12 protein-coding genes are annotated in these 16,975 nt (G+C 64.5%); 9 read left to right on the top strand and 3 right to left on the bottom strand.

The window, feature by feature from the left end:
* Window positions 1-10: 10 nt before the first annotated feature.
* From pepN to PPL01S_RS16155, 6 genes are all read left to right on the top strand, one after another.
* Window positions 11-2,668, top strand: a complete 2,658-nt coding sequence (gene pepN, locus PPL01S_RS16130) for an aminopeptidase N (protein ID WP_016393002.1) — start codon at window positions 11-13, stop codon at window positions 2,666-2,668.
* 187 nt (window positions 2,669-2,855) lie between these two features.
* A complete protein-coding gene (locus PPL01S_RS16135) occupies window positions 2,856-3,881 on the top strand; it encodes a YCF48-related protein (RefSeq protein WP_016393003.1) in 1,026 nt (341 codons plus the stop codon).
* Between the two features lie 20 nt (window positions 3,882-3,901).
* The gene (locus PPL01S_RS16140) at window positions 3,902-6,277 is read left to right on the top strand and encodes an efflux RND transporter permease subunit (protein ID WP_033743746.1); all 2,376 of its coding nucleotides are present in this window, start codon (window positions 3,902-3,904) and stop codon (window positions 6,275-6,277) included.
* 106 nt (window positions 6,278-6,383) lie between these two features.
* Window positions 6,384-6,674: a DUF5629 family protein gene (locus tag PPL01S_RS16145; RefSeq protein WP_028626045.1), complete on the top strand. Its 291-nt coding sequence runs from the start codon at window positions 6,384-6,386 to the stop codon at window positions 6,672-6,674.
* Window positions 6,640-7,770, top strand: a complete 1,131-nt coding sequence (locus tag PPL01S_RS16150; protein WP_028626046.1) for a lactonase family protein — start codon at window positions 6,640-6,642, stop codon at window positions 7,768-7,770. Before PPL01S_RS16145 ends, PPL01S_RS16150 begins: the two co-directional genes overlap by 35 nt.
* Before the next feature lie 123 nt (window positions 7,771-7,893).
* Complete coding sequence (locus PPL01S_RS16155) at window positions 7,894-8,073, top strand: hypothetical protein (protein ID WP_016393007.1); 180 nt, start codon at window positions 7,894-7,896, stop codon at window positions 8,071-8,073.
* A gap of 68 nt (window positions 8,074-8,141) precedes the next feature.
* On the opposite strand, the gene PPL01S_RS16160 is transcribed toward PPL01S_RS16155, so the two are convergent.
* The 3 genes from PPL01S_RS16160 to PPL01S_RS16170 are packed head-to-tail and all read right to left on the bottom strand — an operon-like array spanning window position 8,142 to window position 13,611.
* Window positions 8,142-8,735 (bottom strand): glutathione S-transferase, encoded by a 594-nt coding sequence (locus PPL01S_RS16160; protein WP_028626047.1) that lies wholly within the window; start codon window positions 8,733-8,735, stop codon window positions 8,142-8,144.
* Window positions 8,732-12,376, bottom strand: coding sequence for an AAA family ATPase (locus PPL01S_RS16165; protein WP_016393009.1), 3,645 nt, complete (start codon window positions 12,374-12,376; stop codon window positions 8,732-8,734). The genes PPL01S_RS16160 and PPL01S_RS16165 overlap by 4 nt, the downstream gene beginning before the upstream one ends.
* Window positions 12,373-13,611, bottom strand: a complete 1,239-nt coding sequence (locus PPL01S_RS16170) for an exonuclease SbcCD subunit D C-terminal domain-containing protein (protein WP_016393010.1) — start codon at window positions 13,609-13,611, stop codon at window positions 12,373-12,375. The genes PPL01S_RS16165 and PPL01S_RS16170 overlap by 4 nt, the downstream gene beginning before the upstream one ends.
* Before the next feature lie 409 nt (window positions 13,612-14,020).
* Between PPL01S_RS16170 and tssI the strand changes: the two genes are divergently transcribed.
* The 3 genes from tssI to PPL01S_RS16185 are packed head-to-tail and all read left to right on the top strand — an operon-like array spanning window position 14,021 to window position 16,970.
* Complete coding sequence (gene tssI / locus PPL01S_RS16175; protein WP_028626048.1) at window positions 14,021-15,871, top strand: type VI secretion system tip protein TssI/VgrG; 1,851 nt, start codon at window positions 14,021-14,023, stop codon at window positions 15,869-15,871.
* A 7-nt stretch (window positions 15,872-15,878) separates the two neighbouring features.
* Window positions 15,879-16,466, top strand: coding sequence for a hypothetical protein (locus tag PPL01S_RS16180; RefSeq protein ID WP_028626049.1), 588 nt, complete (start codon window positions 15,879-15,881; stop codon window positions 16,464-16,466).
* Window positions 16,467-16,502: 36 nt separating this feature from the next.
* Window positions 16,503-16,970: a DcrB-related protein gene (locus tag PPL01S_RS16185; protein ID WP_016393014.1), complete on the top strand. Its 468-nt coding sequence runs from the start codon at window positions 16,503-16,505 to the stop codon at window positions 16,968-16,970.
* Window positions 16,971-16,975 lie beyond the last annotated feature (5 nt).

Raw genomic sequence — 16,975 nt, forward strand, 5'->3', positions numbered from 1 at the left:
GGACCTGCACATGCGTACCGAACAACCGCGAGTGATCTACCTCAAGGACTACCAGGCGCCCGAGTACCTGATCGACGAGACGCACCTGACCTTCGAGCTGTTCGAGGACCACACCCTGGTCCATGCGCAACTGGTCATGCGTCGCAACCCGGCACGCGGTGCCGGCCTGCCGCCGCTGGTGCTCGACGGTCAGCAGATCGAACTGCTGCGCGCCGCGCTGGACGATCAGCAACTGCAGGCAAGCGACTACCAGCTCGAGGCCGACAGCCTGACGGTGCAGCCCAAGGCCGAGCGCTTCACCCTCGACACCAGCGTGAAGATCCATCCGGAGAGCAACACTGCACTGGAAGGCCTGTACAAGTCCGGCAAGATGTTCTGCACCCAGTGCGAAGCCGAGGGTTTCCGCAAGATCACCTACTACCTCGACCGCCCGGACGTGATGAGCACCTTCACCACCACGGTGATCGCCGAGCAGCACCGCTACCCGGTGCTGCTGTCCAACGGCAACCCGATCGGCAGTGGTCCGGCCGAAGACGGCCGCCACTGGGCGACCTGGGAAGACCCGTTCATGAAACCGGCCTACCTGTTTGCCCTGGTGGCCGGTGACCTCTGGTGCGTGGAAGACAGTTTCACTCGCCAGTCCGGCCGCGACGTGACCCTGCGCATCTACGTCGAGCCCGAGAACATCGACAAGTGCGACCACGCCATGGTCAGCCTGAAGAAGTCCATGCGTTGGGATGAAGAGGTCTACGGTCGCGAGTACGACCTGGACATCTTCATGATCGTCGCGGTCAACGACTTCAACATGGGCGCCATGGAAAATAAGGGCCTGAACATCTTCAACTCCAGCTGCGTGCTGGCCCGCGCCGAAACCGCCACCGATGCTGCTCACCAGCGGGTCGAAGGCGTGGTTGCCCACGAGTACTTCCACAACTGGTCGGGCAACCGCGTGACCTGCCGTGACTGGTTCCAGCTGTCGCTCAAGGAAGGCTTCACGGTGTTCCGTGATGCCGAGTTCAGCGCCGACATGAACTCGCGCACAGTCAAGCGCATCGAAGACGTTGCCTACCTGCGTACCCACCAGTTCGCCGAAGATGCCGGCCCCATGGCCCACCCGGTGCGCCCGGACAGCTTCATCGAGATCTCCAACTTCTACACCCTGACCGTGTACGAGAAGGGTGCCGAAGTGGTGCGCATGGTCCGCACTCTGCTGGGCGCCGAGGGCTTTCGCAAAGGCAGCGACCTGTACTTCGAGCGCCATGATGGCCAGGCGGTGACCACCGACGACTTCATCAAAGCCATGGAAGACGCCAACGGCGTCGACCTGACCCAGTTCAAGCGCTGGTACAGCCAGGCTGGCACGCCGCGGCTGGAGGTCAGCGAAGCCTTTGATGCCGCCGCGCAGACCTACAGCCTGAGCTTCCGCCAGAGCTGCCCGGCAACCCCTGACAAGGGCGAGAAGCTGCCGTTCGTGATCCCGGTGGAGCTGGGCCTGCTGGATGCCCAGGGCAATGACCTGCCGCTGCGCCTGGCGGGCGAGTCGGCCGCCGTCGGCAGCAGCCGCGTACTGTCGGTGACCGAAGCCGAGCAGACCTTCACCTTCGAGGGCATCACGGCCAAACCGTTGCCCTCGCTGCTGCGCGGTTTCAGCGCGCCGGTGAAGCTGAGCTTCCCCTACGACCGCGACCAGCTGATGTTCCTCATGCAGCATGACAGCGACGGCTTCAACCGCTGGGAAGCGGGGCAGCAGTTGTCGGTGCAGGTGCTGCAGGAGCTGATCGGCCAGCACCAGCGCGGTGAAGCGCTGAAGCTCGATCAGCGCCTGATCACTGCCTTGGGCACCGTGCTGGGCAATGCCGCGCTGGACGCTGCCATGGTCGCCGAGATGCTTTCGCTGCCGGGTGAGGCGTACCTCACCGAGATCAGCCAGGTGGCGGACGTCGATGCCATCCACGCCGCCCGCGAGTTCGCCCGCCAGCAGATCGCCGAGCAGCTGTTCGAGGCCCTGTGGGCGCGCTACCAGGCCAACCGCGAAGTGTCGCGCAACACGCCTTACGTTGCCGCGGCCGAGCACTTCGCCCGCCGCAGCCTGCAGAACATCGCCTTGTCGTACCTGATGCAGAGCGGCAAGCCGCAGGTGCTGCAAGCGACCCTGGAGCAATTCGACCAGTGCGACAACATGACCGAACGCCTGACGGCGCTGGCCGTGCTGGTCAACTCGCCGTTCGAAGCCGAGCGCGCCAAGGCGCTGGAAAGCTTTGCCGAGCACTTCAAGGACAACCCGCTGGTCATGGACCAGTGGTTCAGCGTGCAGGCAGCCAGTGCGTTGCCGGGCGGGCTGGCACGGGTCAAGGCGTTGATGCAGCACCCGGCGTTCACCCTGAAGAACCCGAACAAGGTGCGGGCATTGATCGGTGCCTTTGCCGGGCAGAACCTGGTCAACTTCCATGCTGCCGATGGTTCGGGGTATCGCTTCCTGGCGGACCTGGTGATCGAACTGAATGCGCTGAACCCGCAGATCGCTTCGCGTCAACTGGCGCCGCTGACCCGCTGGCGCAAGTATGACGATGCGCGTCAGGCGCTGATGAAGGGTGAGCTGGAGCGGATCCTGGCTTCGGGTGCGCTGTCCAGCGATGTCTATGAAGTGGTGAGCAAGAGTCTGGCTTGATAGCCAGTGGGGCCGCACAGCGGCCCCATTCTTTTGGTTAACAAAACATAACGCAGCGCGCGTTGAAATCCCCCAACCCCCGCCGATACGATGACCCCAGCTATTGCAGGCCTCTACCACAGGCTTTTCGCAGTAGCAAAGACCCACTAAACAAGAACAAACGGGGGCGGTCATGAGGGAACGGGTAATGTCGCAGGCCAGGCGTGGTGCCTGGCCGTTGGCGGCTGGCGCGATGCTGGCGCTGGCACTGGGCATGTGGGCCGACATCGCGCAAGCGGCCGCTGCCGAGGAGTATTCGAGCGAGTCGGCCAAGGCCAGCCAGAGCCTGCTGATCGATGCCGCCCATGCCGGCCAGCGCCTGGTGGTGGTCGGTGATCGCGGCCACATCCTGTTCTCCGACGACCAGGGCAAGACCTGGACCCAGGCCCGCGTACCTACCCGGCAACTGCTCACCGCCGTGTTCTTCCTCGACGACAAGCGCGGCTGGGCGGTCGGTCACGACGCGCAGATCCTCACCAGCAGCGACGGCGGGGCAACCTGGACCAAGCAGTTCGAAGACCTTGGCCGTGAAGCGCCATTGCTCGATATCGCCTTCCTCGACGCCCAGCAGGGCATTGCCGTGGGTGCCTACGGCGCCTTGCTGGAAACCGCCGATGGCGGCCAGCACTGGCAGGACGTCAGCGAGCGCCTGGACAACCCCGACCAGTTGCACCTCAACGGCATTGCCGTGGTCAAGGACGCCGGGCTGTTCATCGTTGGCGAGCAGGGCAGCCTGTACCGCTCCAGCGACAACGGCCAGACCTGGGCCAAGGTCGAAAGCCCCTACGAGGGCTCGCTGTTCGGTGTGATCGGTACCGCCCATGCCCGCACGCTGCTGGCCTACGGCCTGCGCGGCAACCTGTTCCGCTCCACCGATTTTGGCGACAGCTGGCAACCGATCGCGCTCAAGGCGGCGCGCGGCACCCTCGAATTCGGCCTGGCGAGCGCTACGCTACTCGATGATGGCAGCCTGGTACTGGTCGGCAATGGCGGCAGCGTGCTGCGCAGCCATGACGACGGGCAGACCTTCAGCGTCTACAACCGCGCCGACCGCATCGCGCTGGCCGGTGCCAGCGGCCTGGCCAACGGTGGCCTGCTGCTGGTAGGGCAGGGAGGTGTACACCTGGCCACCGCCGAAGGTGCCGAGCCGACCGACAAGGAGCCACGTCCATGACCAGCAGGGAGAGCATCACCATGCACCCGCATCACCAGGACAAGGCCACGCTGCTGGAGCGCCTGATCTTCAACAACCGCCCGGTGGTCATCGCCCTGTGCGTGCTGGTCAGCATTTTCCTGTTCTGGCAGGCCACGCAGATCCGCCCTTCGACCAGCTTCGAGAAGATGATCCCGCTGGAGCACCCGTTCATCGAACAGATGATGGAGCACCGCAACGACCTGGCCAACCTCGGCAACACCGTGCGCATCTCGGTCGAGGCGGTGAACGGCGATATCTTCGACAAGGACTACATGGAGACCCTGCGGCAGATCCATGACGAGGTGTTCTACATCCCGGGTGTCGACCGCGCCGGCCTCAAGTCGCTGTGGAGCCCGAGCGTGCGTTGGAGCGAGGTCACCGAGGAGGGCTTCTCCGGTGGCGAGGTGATCCCCAACACCTACAACGGCTCGGCGCAGAGCCTCGATACGTTGCGCGACAACGTGCTCAAGTCCGGCCAGGTCGGGCGCCTGGTGGGCAACAACTTCAAGTCCAGCATCGTCGACATCCCGCTGCTGGAAAGCTTCCCCGACCCGCAGGACCCGGGCAGGCAGGTCAAGCTCGACTACCAGAAGTTCTCCCACCAGCTCGAAGCGCAGATCCGCGACAAGTTCCAGGTGCAGAACCCCAACGTGAAGATCCACATCGTCGGTTTCGCCAAGAAAGTTGGCGACCTGATCGACGGCCTGGTGATGGTGGCGATGTTCTTCGGCGTGGCCCTGGTCATCACCTGGATCCTGCTGTACTGGTTCACCTGGTGCATCCGCAGCACCATCGCCGTGCTGATCACCACCCTGGTGGCGGTGGTCTGGCAGCTGGGCCTGATGCATGCGGTAGGCTTCGGCCTGGACCCATACTCGATGCTGGTGCCATTCCTGATCTTCGCCATCGGCATCTCCCACGGGGTGCAGAAGATCAACGGCATCGCCTTGCAGTCGAGTGACGCCGACAATGCCCTGACCGCTGCCCGGCGCACCTTCCGCCAGCTGTTCCTGCCGGGGATGATCGCCATCCTGGCCGACGCGGTGGGCTTCATCACCTTGCTGATCATCGACATCGGCGTGATCCGCGAACTGGCCATCGGCGCCTCGATCGGCGTGGCGGTGATCGTCTTTACCAACCTGATCCTCTTGCCGGTGGCGATTTCCTATGTCGGCATCAGCAAGAAGGCCGTCGAGCGCAGCAAGAAGGACGCTACCCGCGAGCATCCGTTCTGGCGCCTGCTGTCGAACTTCGCCAGTGCCAAGGTGGCGCCGGTGTCTGTGATCCTGGCCCTGATGATGTTCGGCGGTGGCCTGTGGTACAGCCAGAACCTGAAGATCGGCGACCTCGACCAGGGCGCGCCTGAACTGCGCCGCGACTCGCGCTACAACCAGGACAACAGCTTCATCATCAGCAATTACTCGACCAGCTCGGACGTGCTGGTGATCATGGTCAAGACCCCGGCGGAGAGCTGCTCGATCCACTCCACCATGGCGCCGATCGACGAGCTGATGTGGACCATGGAGAACACCCCGGGCGTGCAGTCGGCGATTTCCCTGGTCACCGTGTCCAAGCAGGTGATCAAGGGCATGAACGAGGGCAGCCTGAAATGGGAGACCCTGTCGCGCAACCCGGACATCCTCAACAACTCCATCGCCCGTGCCGACGGCCTGTACAACGCCGACTGCTCGCTGGCGCCGGTGCTGGTGTTCCTCAACGACCACAAGGCCGAGACCCTGGAGCGGGTCACCCAGGTGGCCAAGACGTTCGCCGACAGCCACAACAAGGATGGCCTGCAGTTCCTGCTGGCGGCCGGTAATGCGGGAATCGAGGCAGCGACCAACGAGGTGATCAAGTCGGCCGAGCTGACCATCCTGGTGCTGGTGTACATCTGCGTGGCGGTGATGTGCCTGATCACCTTCCGCTCCTTCGCCGCCACCTTGTGCATCGTCCTGCCGCTGGTGCTGACTTCGGTGCTGGGCAACGCGCTGATGGCGTTCATGGGCATCGGCGTGAAGGTCGCCACCTTGCCGGTGGTGGCGCTGGGCGTGGGCATCGGTGTGGACTACGGCATCTACATCTACAGCCGCCTGGAAAGCTTCCTGCGTGCCGGCCTGCCGCTGCAGGAGGCGTACTACGAAACCCTGCGCTCGACCGGCAAGGCGGTACTGTTCACCGGCCTGTGCCTGGCCATCGGTGTGTGCACCTGGATCTTCTCGGCGATCAAGTTCCAGGCCGACATGGGGCTGATGCTGACCTTCATGCTGCTGTGGAACATGTTCGGTGCATTGTGGCTGCTGCCGGCGCTGGCGCGGTTCCTGATCAAGCCGGAGAAGATGGTGGGCAAGGCGGGGGGCTCGATCTTCGCCCATTGAGTGAAGGGGGCCGCTTCGCGGCCCGATCGCGGGCAAGCCCGCTCCTACAGCTGCAAAGCAGCCCCTGGCCGGTATAATGCCGGCTAAATATTATCTCGGTACCCCTATGTCCCCCCTCGCCACCGCCCTCGCATCCTGCGACATGCTGCTGATCGACGACCTGCACGCCTTCGAATTCACCTGCGACGAAACCGGCCTCACAGTCGAATGCATGGACGGCCGCCAATTGCGCCGCTGGTCCTTCACCGCCGAGCAGGTCGCCGCCGCCACCGGCGCAGGTGAGCAGTGGCAACTCAGCGATGCCCAAGGCGAGCATCGTCTAGTCTGTATGAGTGCCTTTAGCGCCCCGGATGAGGACGAAGATGAACCGGATCTGGACGAGCCTGCTGACCGCTAGCCTGATGAGCCTGACCCTCACCACCCATGCCGCCACCTTGTTGGTCGGCAGTTACACCGACGGCGCGAGCCAGGGCATCTACCGCTACGCGTTCGACAGCAAGAGCGGGCAGATCGCCCCCAAGCCACTGCAAGTGGTGAAGAGCACCAGCCCGTCGTGGCTGGTGCTCTCGGCCGATCAGCGGCAACTGTTCGCGGTCAACGAAACCGTCCAGGGCCACGCCAGCAGCTTCAGCGTCAGCAGCAAGGGCGAGATCAAGCCGCTCAACCAGGTCGCCACCCGTGGCGACGAGCCGACCCATGCCAGCCTCAGCCGTGACCAGCGCTACCTGTTCGTCGCCAACTATTCCGTCGCCCCCGATCCGGGTGGCAGCCTGGTGGTGATCCCGGTCGCCAAGGACGGCAAGCTCAAGGATGTGCTGCAGCAACTGCGACACAAGCCCAGTGGCGTGAACCCCGAGCGCCAGGCCGGTGCCCATGTGCATTCGCTGGTACTGTCGCCCGATGGCCTGCACCTGTACGCCTGTGACCTGGGGGCCGACAAGGTGTTCATCTATCGTTACGACGGCGCCAGCCCTGATCATCCGTTGAGCCCGGCGATCCCGGCCTCGGTGGACCTGCCGCCTGGCAGCGGGCCGCGCCATCTGCTGTTCGATGCCAAGGGCCAGCATGCCTACCTGACGCTGGAGATGAGCGCCGAGGTGGTCATGTTCGATATCCAGGACGATGCCCTGGTCGAACGCCAGCGCCTGCCGTTGACCGACCGCCAGGAGTCGTCGGCCAAGGCTGCCGGCGGGCTGCACCTGTCGGCGGATGGGCGTTTCCTGTATGTCAGCAATCGCGGCACCGCCAACGAGATCGTGGTGTTCGGCGTGGCCACGGAGAATGGCCAGCTGAGCTTCCTGCAACGCCGCTCGGTGGAGGGCGATCACCCGCGTGAGTTCGCCCTGGACCCGAGTGACAATTTCCTGTTGGTGGCCAACCAGAAGAGCAACCAGGTCGTGGTCATGCGCCGCGATCCGCGCAGCGGCAAGCTCGGTGAGACAGTACAGACGCTGCCCCAGGACGCGCCGTCGGACCTCAAGTTTGTCGAGTGACTATCGATACGCGTGATAGTCCCTACCAGCGCAATGAATTTCAGCAGGCGAGCTCAGCGGCGTAAGTTTGACCCAAGGCCCAGACAGGCCAACGTCAAACCACCGCAGTCGAGGTCAGCCCAGATGAACTTCAATCTCTTCCCGGTAATTGCCGCATCCGCCATTTCCGCATCCGTGGTGCTGCCGGCCCATGCCCATGCCGACAACAGCGCCAAGGCATCCAGCACCCACAGTTATACCGAGCAGTATCTGCGTCAGAGCGCCCATTTCCATGCCGCCTTGAGTGGCAAGCACCACCCTTGAAAGCTGCACCGACCCGTGTGGGAGCCGGCTTGTCGTGGCGACGAACCGCGGCGATAGCGCCAGTGAATTCAGCGAGCCATCACTGACGTGAACAGTTCCGAAGCCAACCACCCCTCCAGCCAGCTCCGCACCCGCGGATAAGCCGCCTCGGCGAACCACTGCGGTTCGACCCCGGCAAACTGGCGCATCAGGGGCAGCAAGGCGGCATCGGCCAGGCTCGGGTGGTCGGTCAGCAGGTAGGGCCGGCATTCGAGCAGCCCTTCGAGTACTGCCAGCCAGGCCTCGGCCTGCTGGCGGTAATGCGCCCGTGAGTGCTCGGGATAGCGCTCGGCATACTTGTACAGGTTCACCTGTACCTTGAATTCGCTGTCGTTTCGGGCGATCAGTGCATCGGCCTGCAAAGCGGCGGCAGGGTCGGCCTGCAGGCGCCAGTCCTGCGGGTCGTGCCGTTGCAGCGCCCAGCGCATGATGTCCAGGCTCTCTTCCAGCACACCGTCCCCCGTGTCGAGCACCGGCACCGTCCCCTTGGACGACAAGGCCAGCAATGCTGCCGGCTTGTTCTTCATCGCCACTTCGCAGATCCGTACCTCACAGCCGGCGTAGCGCAACGCCAGCCGCGCGCGCATGGCCCAGGGGCAGCGGCGGAACGAGTAGAGGATCACCCACACACCTCCACATCGCTCAGGCCATTGCCTTGCCGACGTACCTGGATCTGTACCGGAATGCGCTCGTGCATCTCCTGCACGTGGGAGATCACCGCAACCTTGCGGCCCTGTGCCTGCAGGCCGTCGAGGGCATCCATGGCCAGTTGCAGCGACTCGGGGTCGAGGCTGCCGAAGCCCTCGTCGATGAACAGCGACTCGATACGCAAGGTACTGGAGGCCATCGAGGCCAGGCCCAGCGCCAGGGCCAGCGAAACCAGGAAGGTTTCGCCACCGGACAACGAATGCACCGAACGCAGCTCGTCGCCCATCTCGGTATCCAGTACCAGCAGGCCCAGGGCGCTGCCGCCGCGCTTGAGGCGGTAGCGGCGTGCCAGCTGGCGCAGTTGGGCGTTGGCGTGGTGCAGCAACAGGTCGAGGTTGTAGCCCTGGGCGATCTTGCGGAATACATCGCCCGAGGCCGAGCCGATCAGCGTGCTCAGCCGTGCCCAGCGTTGCCATTGCTGGTACGCCAGCTCGCTTTCCCCCGCCAGGGCCTGGTGGGCCTGCTGCCGGCGCTGGTCGTCGGCCTGCTGCGCGCGCAGTTCGGCGCATTGCTGCTCGTGGCCGGTCAGGCGCTCGCGCAGTTCGCCCAGGGCCTGTTCAAGGTCCTCGACCGAAGCGTCCACGGTCATGTGTGCAGCGTGCTCCTGCAGCCGCTGCTGGCGCTCCTGGAGCAGGACCCGGCCTTGTTCGATGGCTTTTTCGGCGCCTTGCAGGCATTGGCGCAACTCGCTCAGCTGTGCGTCGTCCATGGCCAGCAGGCGATCCAGGCCGGCGTCGTCCAGCTCGGGGTGCTCGGCGCGCCAATGGGCGATTTCGCCTTGCAGCTGCTGGCACTCGTTTTCCAGCGACTGCTGTTGTTGGGTATTGGCCTTGAGCTCACTGGCCAGTTGCACATCCTGGGTGCGCAACGCCTGAAGCTGCTGGGCGGTTTCTGCTTCGCGCGTGCGCGCCTGCTGCAGTTCGCTGTCCATGTGCAGTTGCCAGGCCTCGGCACTGGCATGCTCGCCCAGCAGATCGCCAAGCGCAGCCCGGGCTTGCTGACCCTGGGCGTCGAGGCTGGCCAGTTGCTGCTGCAGTTGCTCGAGGCTGTGCTGGCGTGCCTGCTGCTGGTCGCGCAGCTTGTCCAGCTGGATTTCGCGGGCCTGTTGTTCCTCCTGCTCGTCCTTGCGCTGCTCAAGCTGCTGCAGGCGCTGGGCGATCTGCTGGTCGAGGGCGAGGAACGCGTTGGCAGGGTCGTCGGTCAGCGCCTTGAGCACATCGCCTGGCAATACGCCGGCTAGGTCGGCGAGTGCTTGCTCAAGCTGTCGCTCATCGTTGGCCAGGGCTTGATGCTGTTGCTCCAGGTGGCGCAGGGCCTGCTGCTGGGCATCCTGTGCTGCCTGCAATTGCTGGTTGAGGCGCGCGGCATCCTTTTGCAGGGCGAGCAGGGCGCTCTGGCGCTGCTCGTCCTTGCCGATTTCCTCGTCCAGGCGCCGCAGCTGGCTGTCCAGCCAGGCGCTGCGGGCGCTTTCGTCCTGGGCGGCGAGCGCAGGCCAGAGGCTGTGCGCCTGCACCTGCGTCATCAGCGGTTGCAGCTGCTCGCCAAGTTGCAGCTGCTGTTGCTGACCGTCCTTGAGCTGGGCGTTGACCACGCCGAGCTGGGTACGCAGTTCGACCAGCTTGCCGTTGAGGGCTTCGACCTGTTTCTGTGCGGCGTCCTCTTCAGCCTGGTCATGACGGCCCAGGCTCTGCAGCAACGCTTCAGGCTGATGGAACGGGTGCTCGGCGCTGCCACAGACCGGGCAAGGCTCGCCGTCGCGCAACTGGCCGCGCAGTTCTTCGACACTGGTGTTGCGCGCCAGGCGCTGGCGTTCCAGCAACTGGCGGGTGAGGTTGAGCGCATGCTCGGCCGCTTCCAGCTCGGCCTTGGCCGTGGTGCCTTCGCCGATCAGTCGCTGGCGTTGCTGCATGGCCTGCTGCTGACGCTCACCCAGGCTGTCGATCTGTTGGCGCAGTTCCAGCGCTCGGCCGTGAAGGTGAGACAGCGCTTCGACGGCGCGTTGCTGCTTGCGATTGTCCTGGAGCATTTCGCCGAGCAAGTCGATCTGCTCGGCCAGGGCCTGGGGTTCAGCCTTGGCTTCGCGGAACAGCAGCTCGAAGCTGTCGCGCTGGGCCTGCAGTTGGGCATTGGCCTGGCTGGCCTGGGCTTGCAGGCCGGGCAGCTCTTCACGGCCCTTGGCCAGGCGGCCGCCGATCAGCATCACTTGCTTGAGCTGCGGCAGGTAGGCCTGCCACGCATTGGCCAGCCCCGCCAGGTGCTGACTGTCGGTCAGCGCGGTATCGATCTGGGCCAGTTGCTGCAGGCTGCGCTGCTGGTTTTGTTCCAGCTGCTTGAGTTGCTGCAGGCTTTCGCTGGCATGCTGTTCGGCCTGCTGGCAGGCGCTGCGCTGGGCCAGCAGGTCCTGGTCAAGGCGTGCCAGGTTGTCCTGGCCGGCGAAGGCCTGGCGCAGGCGCGGGGCATTTTCACCCTGCCGGGCCTGAGCGTGTGCAAGGGCCTCGCGCGTTGCCGCCAGCGCCTGCTCCAGCTCGCCCGTGCGGCCTTGCAGCTCGGCCTGCTGGTGCTGCTGCTCGGCGATCAGCGCGGCGACCGGCGCCCGTTGCGCGGTGAGCGTCTGCTGGCGGTGGAATTGATGGCGCTGAGGCGCCAGGCGCTCCAGCCGTTGCAGGTCGAGGCGCTGCCCGGCCAGTTGCTGCCAGGCGAGTTCGGCGGCCTGCAGGGCAGTGCCAGCCTCGGCGTGCTGGACGTTCAGCCGGCACTGCTCTTCGAGCCACTTGCGTTGCAGTTCCAGCTGGCGCTCGCCCGCCTGGTCGGCCTTGAACTGCTGCTGCGCCTGCTCCAGGCGCTGGTCGAGTTCAGCACGGGCTTCGGTGGCCATCGGCAGCAGGTGGCTGGCGCGGTCATTGAGCGCCTTGTGCGTGTCGGCGGTTTCGCGCGCCTTGCTGAAGGCGCGTTGGCCGAGGCGGGTATAGATGGCGGTATTGGTGAGCTTTTCCAGCAGCTCGCTGCGCTCTTTGTCGTCGGCCTTGAGGAAGGCGCCGAACTCGCTTTGCGCCAGCATCACCGCACGGGTGAACTGCTCGAAGTTGAGCCCCAGGCGAGCTTCGATCAGCTGCTTGTATTCGCTCTTGCCGCTGCCCAGCAGTTGTTCGCTGTCCAGGTCGTAGAGGCTCTGGCGGCTGTTCTGCAGCTTGCCGTTGGCCTTGTCCCGGGCGCGGTTGGCTTCCCAGCGCGCCCGGTAGCGGTGGCCGTCGATGCCGACGAAATCGACTTCGGCATAGCCGTTGCCGCTGCCACGGCGCAGCAGGTTGCGCGGGTCGGAGGTGGGGATATCGCCGTCGGCGTCGGGCACCTTGGCCTCGCGGCCGATGTCATTGAGCCGCGGTACCGTGCCGAACAGCGCCAGGCACAGGGCATCGAGCAAGGTACTCTTGCCGGCCCCGGTCGGCCCGGTGATGGCGAACAGGCCGGCGCTGGCCAGGGGTTCGGCGGTGAAGTCGATGTCTACCGGGCCGGCCAGCGATGCCAGGTTCTTCAGGCGGATGGCGAGAATCTTCATGGCTGTTCCTCTTCCAGCTGGACGTCCTGCAGCAGCAGGGCGAAGTCGGCCAGGGCCTGCTCGTCGACGGGGTTGCCGTAGGCTTGCTCCCAGGCACGGCTGAACAGATCCTGCGGGGTCATCTGGGACAGTTCGACGAAGGCCTGGTCGTCGTCATCCTGGCCACCGCGGCCGGCATACTCGGCGCTGATACGCACCAGCCGCACAGCCTTGCCTTGCAGGGCCGCCTCGATCTGCTGGCGCAGGTCGGGTTGCGGCTCGTCCAGCTGCACGCGCACTTCCAGCCAGGGTTGCCGGTTGGGGTCCTCCAGCAAGTCGATCACCGGCAGTTCGGCAAGCCGTTCGAGCAGCTCGCCCAGCGGCGCAGGTCCCAGGCGTTGCAGGGCCACGGCACGTGGCACCGGGCGCGCTTCGACGCTGAGCAGCTCGCTGCCCTGCAGTTCGACTTCCAGCACCTGGTGCGGGTAGTTGATTTCGGCGAACGACAGCGGGATCGGCGAGCCGCTGTAGCGGATACGGCCCTCGCGGTTGACCTTCTGCGGCTTGTGCAGGTGGCCCAGGGCGACATAACTGATGGCCTTGTCGAACAGCTTGGCCGGCAAGGCTTCGGCGTTGCCGATGATCAGGCTGCGCTCGGAGTCCTCGGACACCGCGCCACCGGCCATGTGCGCATGGCTGATGGCGATCAGCGCCTGGTCCTTCTTGCGTTTCTTCTGCGCCGCGGCGATCAGTTGCTGGTGCACCTGGGTGATGCCCTGCAGGTAATCGTCGCCCAGCTGCGGGCCGGTGACCTCCGCCGGGCGCAGGAAGGGCAGGGCCAGGCACCAGGCGGCGACCTTGCCACGGCCGTTGGTCAGCGGGATCAGCAGACGCTCGGCGTCCAGCTGGCCTTCATCGAGCCAGTGCACCCGGCCCAGCGCGTGGGTACGCAGGCGGCGCATGAGCGCGGCGGGCAGCTCGATGCGCGAGCCGGAGTCGTGGTTGCCGGCGATCATCACGATGTCCAGTTTCGGCTGCTGCTCGTGGGCCTGGACGATGAAGTCGTAGAGCCGCTCCTGGGCTTTGACCGGCGGGTTGACCGTGTCGAAGATATCGCCGGCGATCAGCAGCGCATCGGGCTGGCGCAGGCGCAGCTGGCCGAGCAGCCAGTCGAGGAAGCAGGCGTGTTCGAAGTCGCGTTCCTGGCCGTGCAGGCTTTGGCCCAGGTGCCAGTCGGAGGTATGAAACAGACGCATGGATGACCTGTTGGTGTCGAGTCAGGCAAGCGCAGGGCTTGGCTTTGGGGATGGGCTTCGCGGAGCCGGGTATGGTAACCCAAGCCGGGGTGGCGATGCCCTTCTTCAGCAATTTTGTAACCAGCCGATTCAACCGCCCCTTGTAGGAGCGGGCTTGCCCGCGATCAAGGGCGAAGCCCTTGCCAGACTGCCCGATGCCTAAAACCTGCGCCATTGCTGGCTCGCTTTGCGTTTCAACGCGAGCACGGCCCCGGCAGGCTGATCACTGTTATCAGAAGGGGTGAAATTGCTTGTAGGTCTCGTCCTACAAATAGCGGTTTGTCTAAACGTCATGTTCATTGGCTGCCATCGCCCAGCGACCTAACCTGCGCCCTTCAACGCACGAGCGTGCCGACAAGGAGAGAGCGCAATGATCAAGGAAATGGCGGTGCGGCTGTCGCCACAGCATCGTCGACTGTTCAAGTTCCACCACCTGGCCGACCCCGACCAGCCGCTGCTGCTGGAAAGCTTCACAGGCGTCGACGGGCTGTCCCAGCCGTTTACCTACGAACTGCAGCTGATCTGCGATGCGCCGCCGATGCCGCTCAAGTCGATGATCGGCCAACAAGTCAGCATTGAGATCGAATTGGTCGATGCCGCCCCGCGCTTCATCAACGGCTACCTCACGCATTTCGCCAGCCAGGGCAGCGATGGTGCCCTGGATCGCTACCGCGCGACCTTGAGCCCCTGGCTGACAATGCTCAGGCAGCGTACCGACACACGCATCTTCCAGAACCGCTCGGTCGATGAAGTGCTCGCCGAAGTCTTCGCCCAGTACCCCGGTTATGCCACCTATGCCCTGTGCCTGAACCACCCGCAGAAGCGCCACACCTACCTTACCCAATACCGCGAAAGCGACTTCAACTTTGTCCACCGTCTGTTGGAAGAGGCGGGGCTTTTCTATTACTTCGAGCACAGCGCCGAAGGCCACACGCTGATCATCTGCGATGACTCCACCGAGCTCGATGTACTCCCGGAGCAAGCGCAGATTCGTTTCCACAGTGCTGCCGTCACCGAGACCGCCGATTCGATCACCCAATGGCGCGCTTGTCGCCAGCTGCAGCCCGGCCGCATGGTCGCGCAGACCTTCGACTACCGCCAGCCGCGCAACCGCCTGCAGGTGGCTCTGCACAGCCTCAACCAGCAAGGCGCGGTGCCGCGCTTCGAAGTGTACGATCCCGGCCAATACACCCACAGCACTCCGGAAGAAGGGGAAGCATTGCTGCGCTTGCGCGTAGAGGGCCTGGAGCTGGCCGGCAAGCGGTTCGAGGGTGCCAGCAATTGTCGGGCGATGCGCCCGGGGCATGGTTTCGAACTGCTGCAGCACCCAGGCCACCAGGGCGGGCCTGTAGATCAGCGCGAGTTCCTGCTGATGCAGGTGAGCTGCGAAGGCTACAACAACTACCTTGGCGACCAGCAGGCGCGCTATTTCAATACCTTTACGTGCGTGCGCAAGAAAATCGCGTTTCGCCCCCAACGCAATACGCCCAGGCCGATCATTGCTGGCCCGCAGACGGCCATCGTGGTCGGCCCGCCAGGCGAGGAAATCTTCACCGACGAACTGGGCCGGGTGAAGGTGCAGTTCCACTGGGACCGCCAGGGCCAGTTCAATGACTGCAGTTCGTGCTGGGTCCGTGTGGCGCAGTCCGGTGCCAGTGGTGGCTTTGGCAGTATCCAGATTCCGCGGGTAGAAGACGAAGTGGTGGTGGTGTTCCTCGACGGCAACCCCGACCGCCCGCTGATCATGGGTAGCCTGTACAACAGCACCAATACCCCGCCGTGGGCGTTGCCGGCGAACAAGACTCAGAGCGGCTTCCTGACCCGGTCGATGAAGGGTGACGGCGGTACGGCCAACTTCTTCCGCTTCGAGGACAAGGCCGGCGCCGAGCAGATCATCATGCATGCCGAGCGCAACATGGATACCGAGATCGAGCTGGATGAGACCCATGATGTGGGGAGCAACCGGACGATTACCGTCGGTGGCGCGCATACGGAAACGATCAAGAAAGATACCGTCGTCAACGTCAAGGAAGGTTCTTACACCTTGCAGGTGGACAATCAGTTCATCCAGGTGTCAGCCAAGCAGCACATCATCCTTCAGGTGGGTGACAGCAGTATCACCCTGACCCCGGAAGGCATCGAGATCAAAGCCAAGGTCATCGTCACCACCAGCACCGACACCACGCAAATCACCGGCGCCGCCGTGCGGATCAACGACTGAGGCCAGCATGGCGTACAAACCTTCGATCTACGACCGCATCTCCGCCAAGCGCGAAGCGCAAGAGGAGGCCGCACGCCTGGCCAAGTTGGCGGAAGCCGCCAAAGCGCTCGAGCCTGTACCCGAACCGGAACCGGTGCCCGTCGCGCTGCAAGACGTGGCCAGCGCGTTCACCTTTGCAGGATTCAACCTGCAGTTTCCAACCGGTTTCCGCTTTCGCGACATCCAGACCACCCTCGAGCACGAAGGCGAGCCGGTCAACCTGCAGATCCGCCGCCGCGATGCGCGTGACGGGCAGCGCCTGGAGCAGCTGTTCGAGGCTGCGATCGCCGCCTTGCGCGAATCGAACCCGCAACTGCGCGTGATTCGCCAGCGTGACTGCCACCCGGCAGGCAGCGCGGCCAAAGTCCTGGATTTTCATTTCAATGCCGGCCATGAACCGCGGCACGGCCGCCTGGTGGGTGCGCTGGTGCCCACCGAAGGCAGCAACGCGCTGCAATGGCTGGATATTTCCTGCGTGATCGACCCCTCCAGGCCGGTGCTGAGTCTATGGCTGGTGGAGTTCGACCTCATGCTCGATGGGCTGGCGCTGCGCTGACCCCAACGTTTTTTCGCAATCAGGAATTTTCATCGCATGGATTACGAGTTGCAGGAAGGTGGCATCGCACTGCCGCCAGGTTTCGAGGACCGCACGGTCAACATGTTCGTCTTGGGTGCCAGCGTGCCCGCGCCGTTGAGCATCACCATCTCTCGCGACACGCTGCTGCCCGACGAAACGCTGCAGGCGTATGTGGAACGGCAGATCAAGATGCTGACCTCCAAGCTGCGTGGCTACAGCCGCATGGGCAACAAGGCCGTCGCGCTCTCGACCACCGCGCCTATCCCCGGCATCCAGATCGACGCCTACTACCTCAACCAGGGCCGCCCGCTGTACCAGCGCCAGGCCGCCTTCATTGTCAGCCCCGGGCGTGCACTGATCTTCTCCGCCACCGCACAGGCCGATTTCAGCGCCCAGCAGAACCAGGACTGGGACAACCTGCTGGCCAGCTTCACCCCACGCAACCCGGTCGTAGCCAACGCCGAGTCCGGCGAACAGGAGTAACCCCT

The organism is Pseudomonas plecoglossicida NBRC 103162 = DSM 15088 (assembly GCF_000730665.1).
In the GTDB taxonomy this organism is placed as follows: domain Bacteria; phylum Pseudomonadota; class Gammaproteobacteria; order Pseudomonadales; family Pseudomonadaceae; genus Aquipseudomonas; species Aquipseudomonas plecoglossicida.

Coding starts and splice junctions, on each gene's coding strand:
- PPL01S_RS16135 (WP_016393003.1), top strand. CDS start 2,856: ATGTCGCAGGCCAGGCGTGGTGCCTGGCCGTTGGCGGCTGGCGCGATG.
- PPL01S_RS16155 (WP_016393007.1), top strand. CDS start 7,894: ATGAACTTCAATCTCTTCCCGGTAATTGCCGCATCCGCCATTTCCGCA.
- PPL01S_RS16185 (WP_016393014.1), top strand. CDS start 16,503: ATGGATTACGAGTTGCAGGAAGGTGGCATCGCACTGCCGCCAGGTTTC.
- PPL01S_RS16165 (WP_016393009.1), bottom strand. CDS start 12,376: ATGAAGATTCTCGCCATCCGCCTGAAGAACCTGGCATCGCTGGCCGGC.
- PPL01S_RS16150 (WP_028626046.1), top strand. CDS start 6,640: ATGAACCGGATCTGGACGAGCCTGCTGACCGCTAGCCTGATGAGCCTG.
- tssI (WP_028626048.1), top strand. CDS start 14,021: ATGATCAAGGAAATGGCGGTGCGGCTGTCGCCACAGCATCGTCGACTG.
- PPL01S_RS16140 (WP_033743746.1), top strand. CDS start 3,902: ATGCACCCGCATCACCAGGACAAGGCCACGCTGCTGGAGCGCCTGATC.
- PPL01S_RS16145 (WP_028626045.1), top strand. CDS start 6,384: ATGTCCCCCCTCGCCACCGCCCTCGCATCCTGCGACATGCTGCTGATC.
- pepN (WP_016393002.1), top strand. CDS start 11: ATGCGTACCGAACAACCGCGAGTGATCTACCTCAAGGACTACCAGGCG.
- PPL01S_RS16180 (WP_028626049.1), top strand. CDS start 15,879: ATGGCGTACAAACCTTCGATCTACGACCGCATCTCCGCCAAGCGCGAA.
- PPL01S_RS16170 (WP_016393010.1), bottom strand. CDS start 13,611: ATGCGTCTGTTTCATACCTCCGACTGGCACCTGGGCCAAAGCCTGCAC.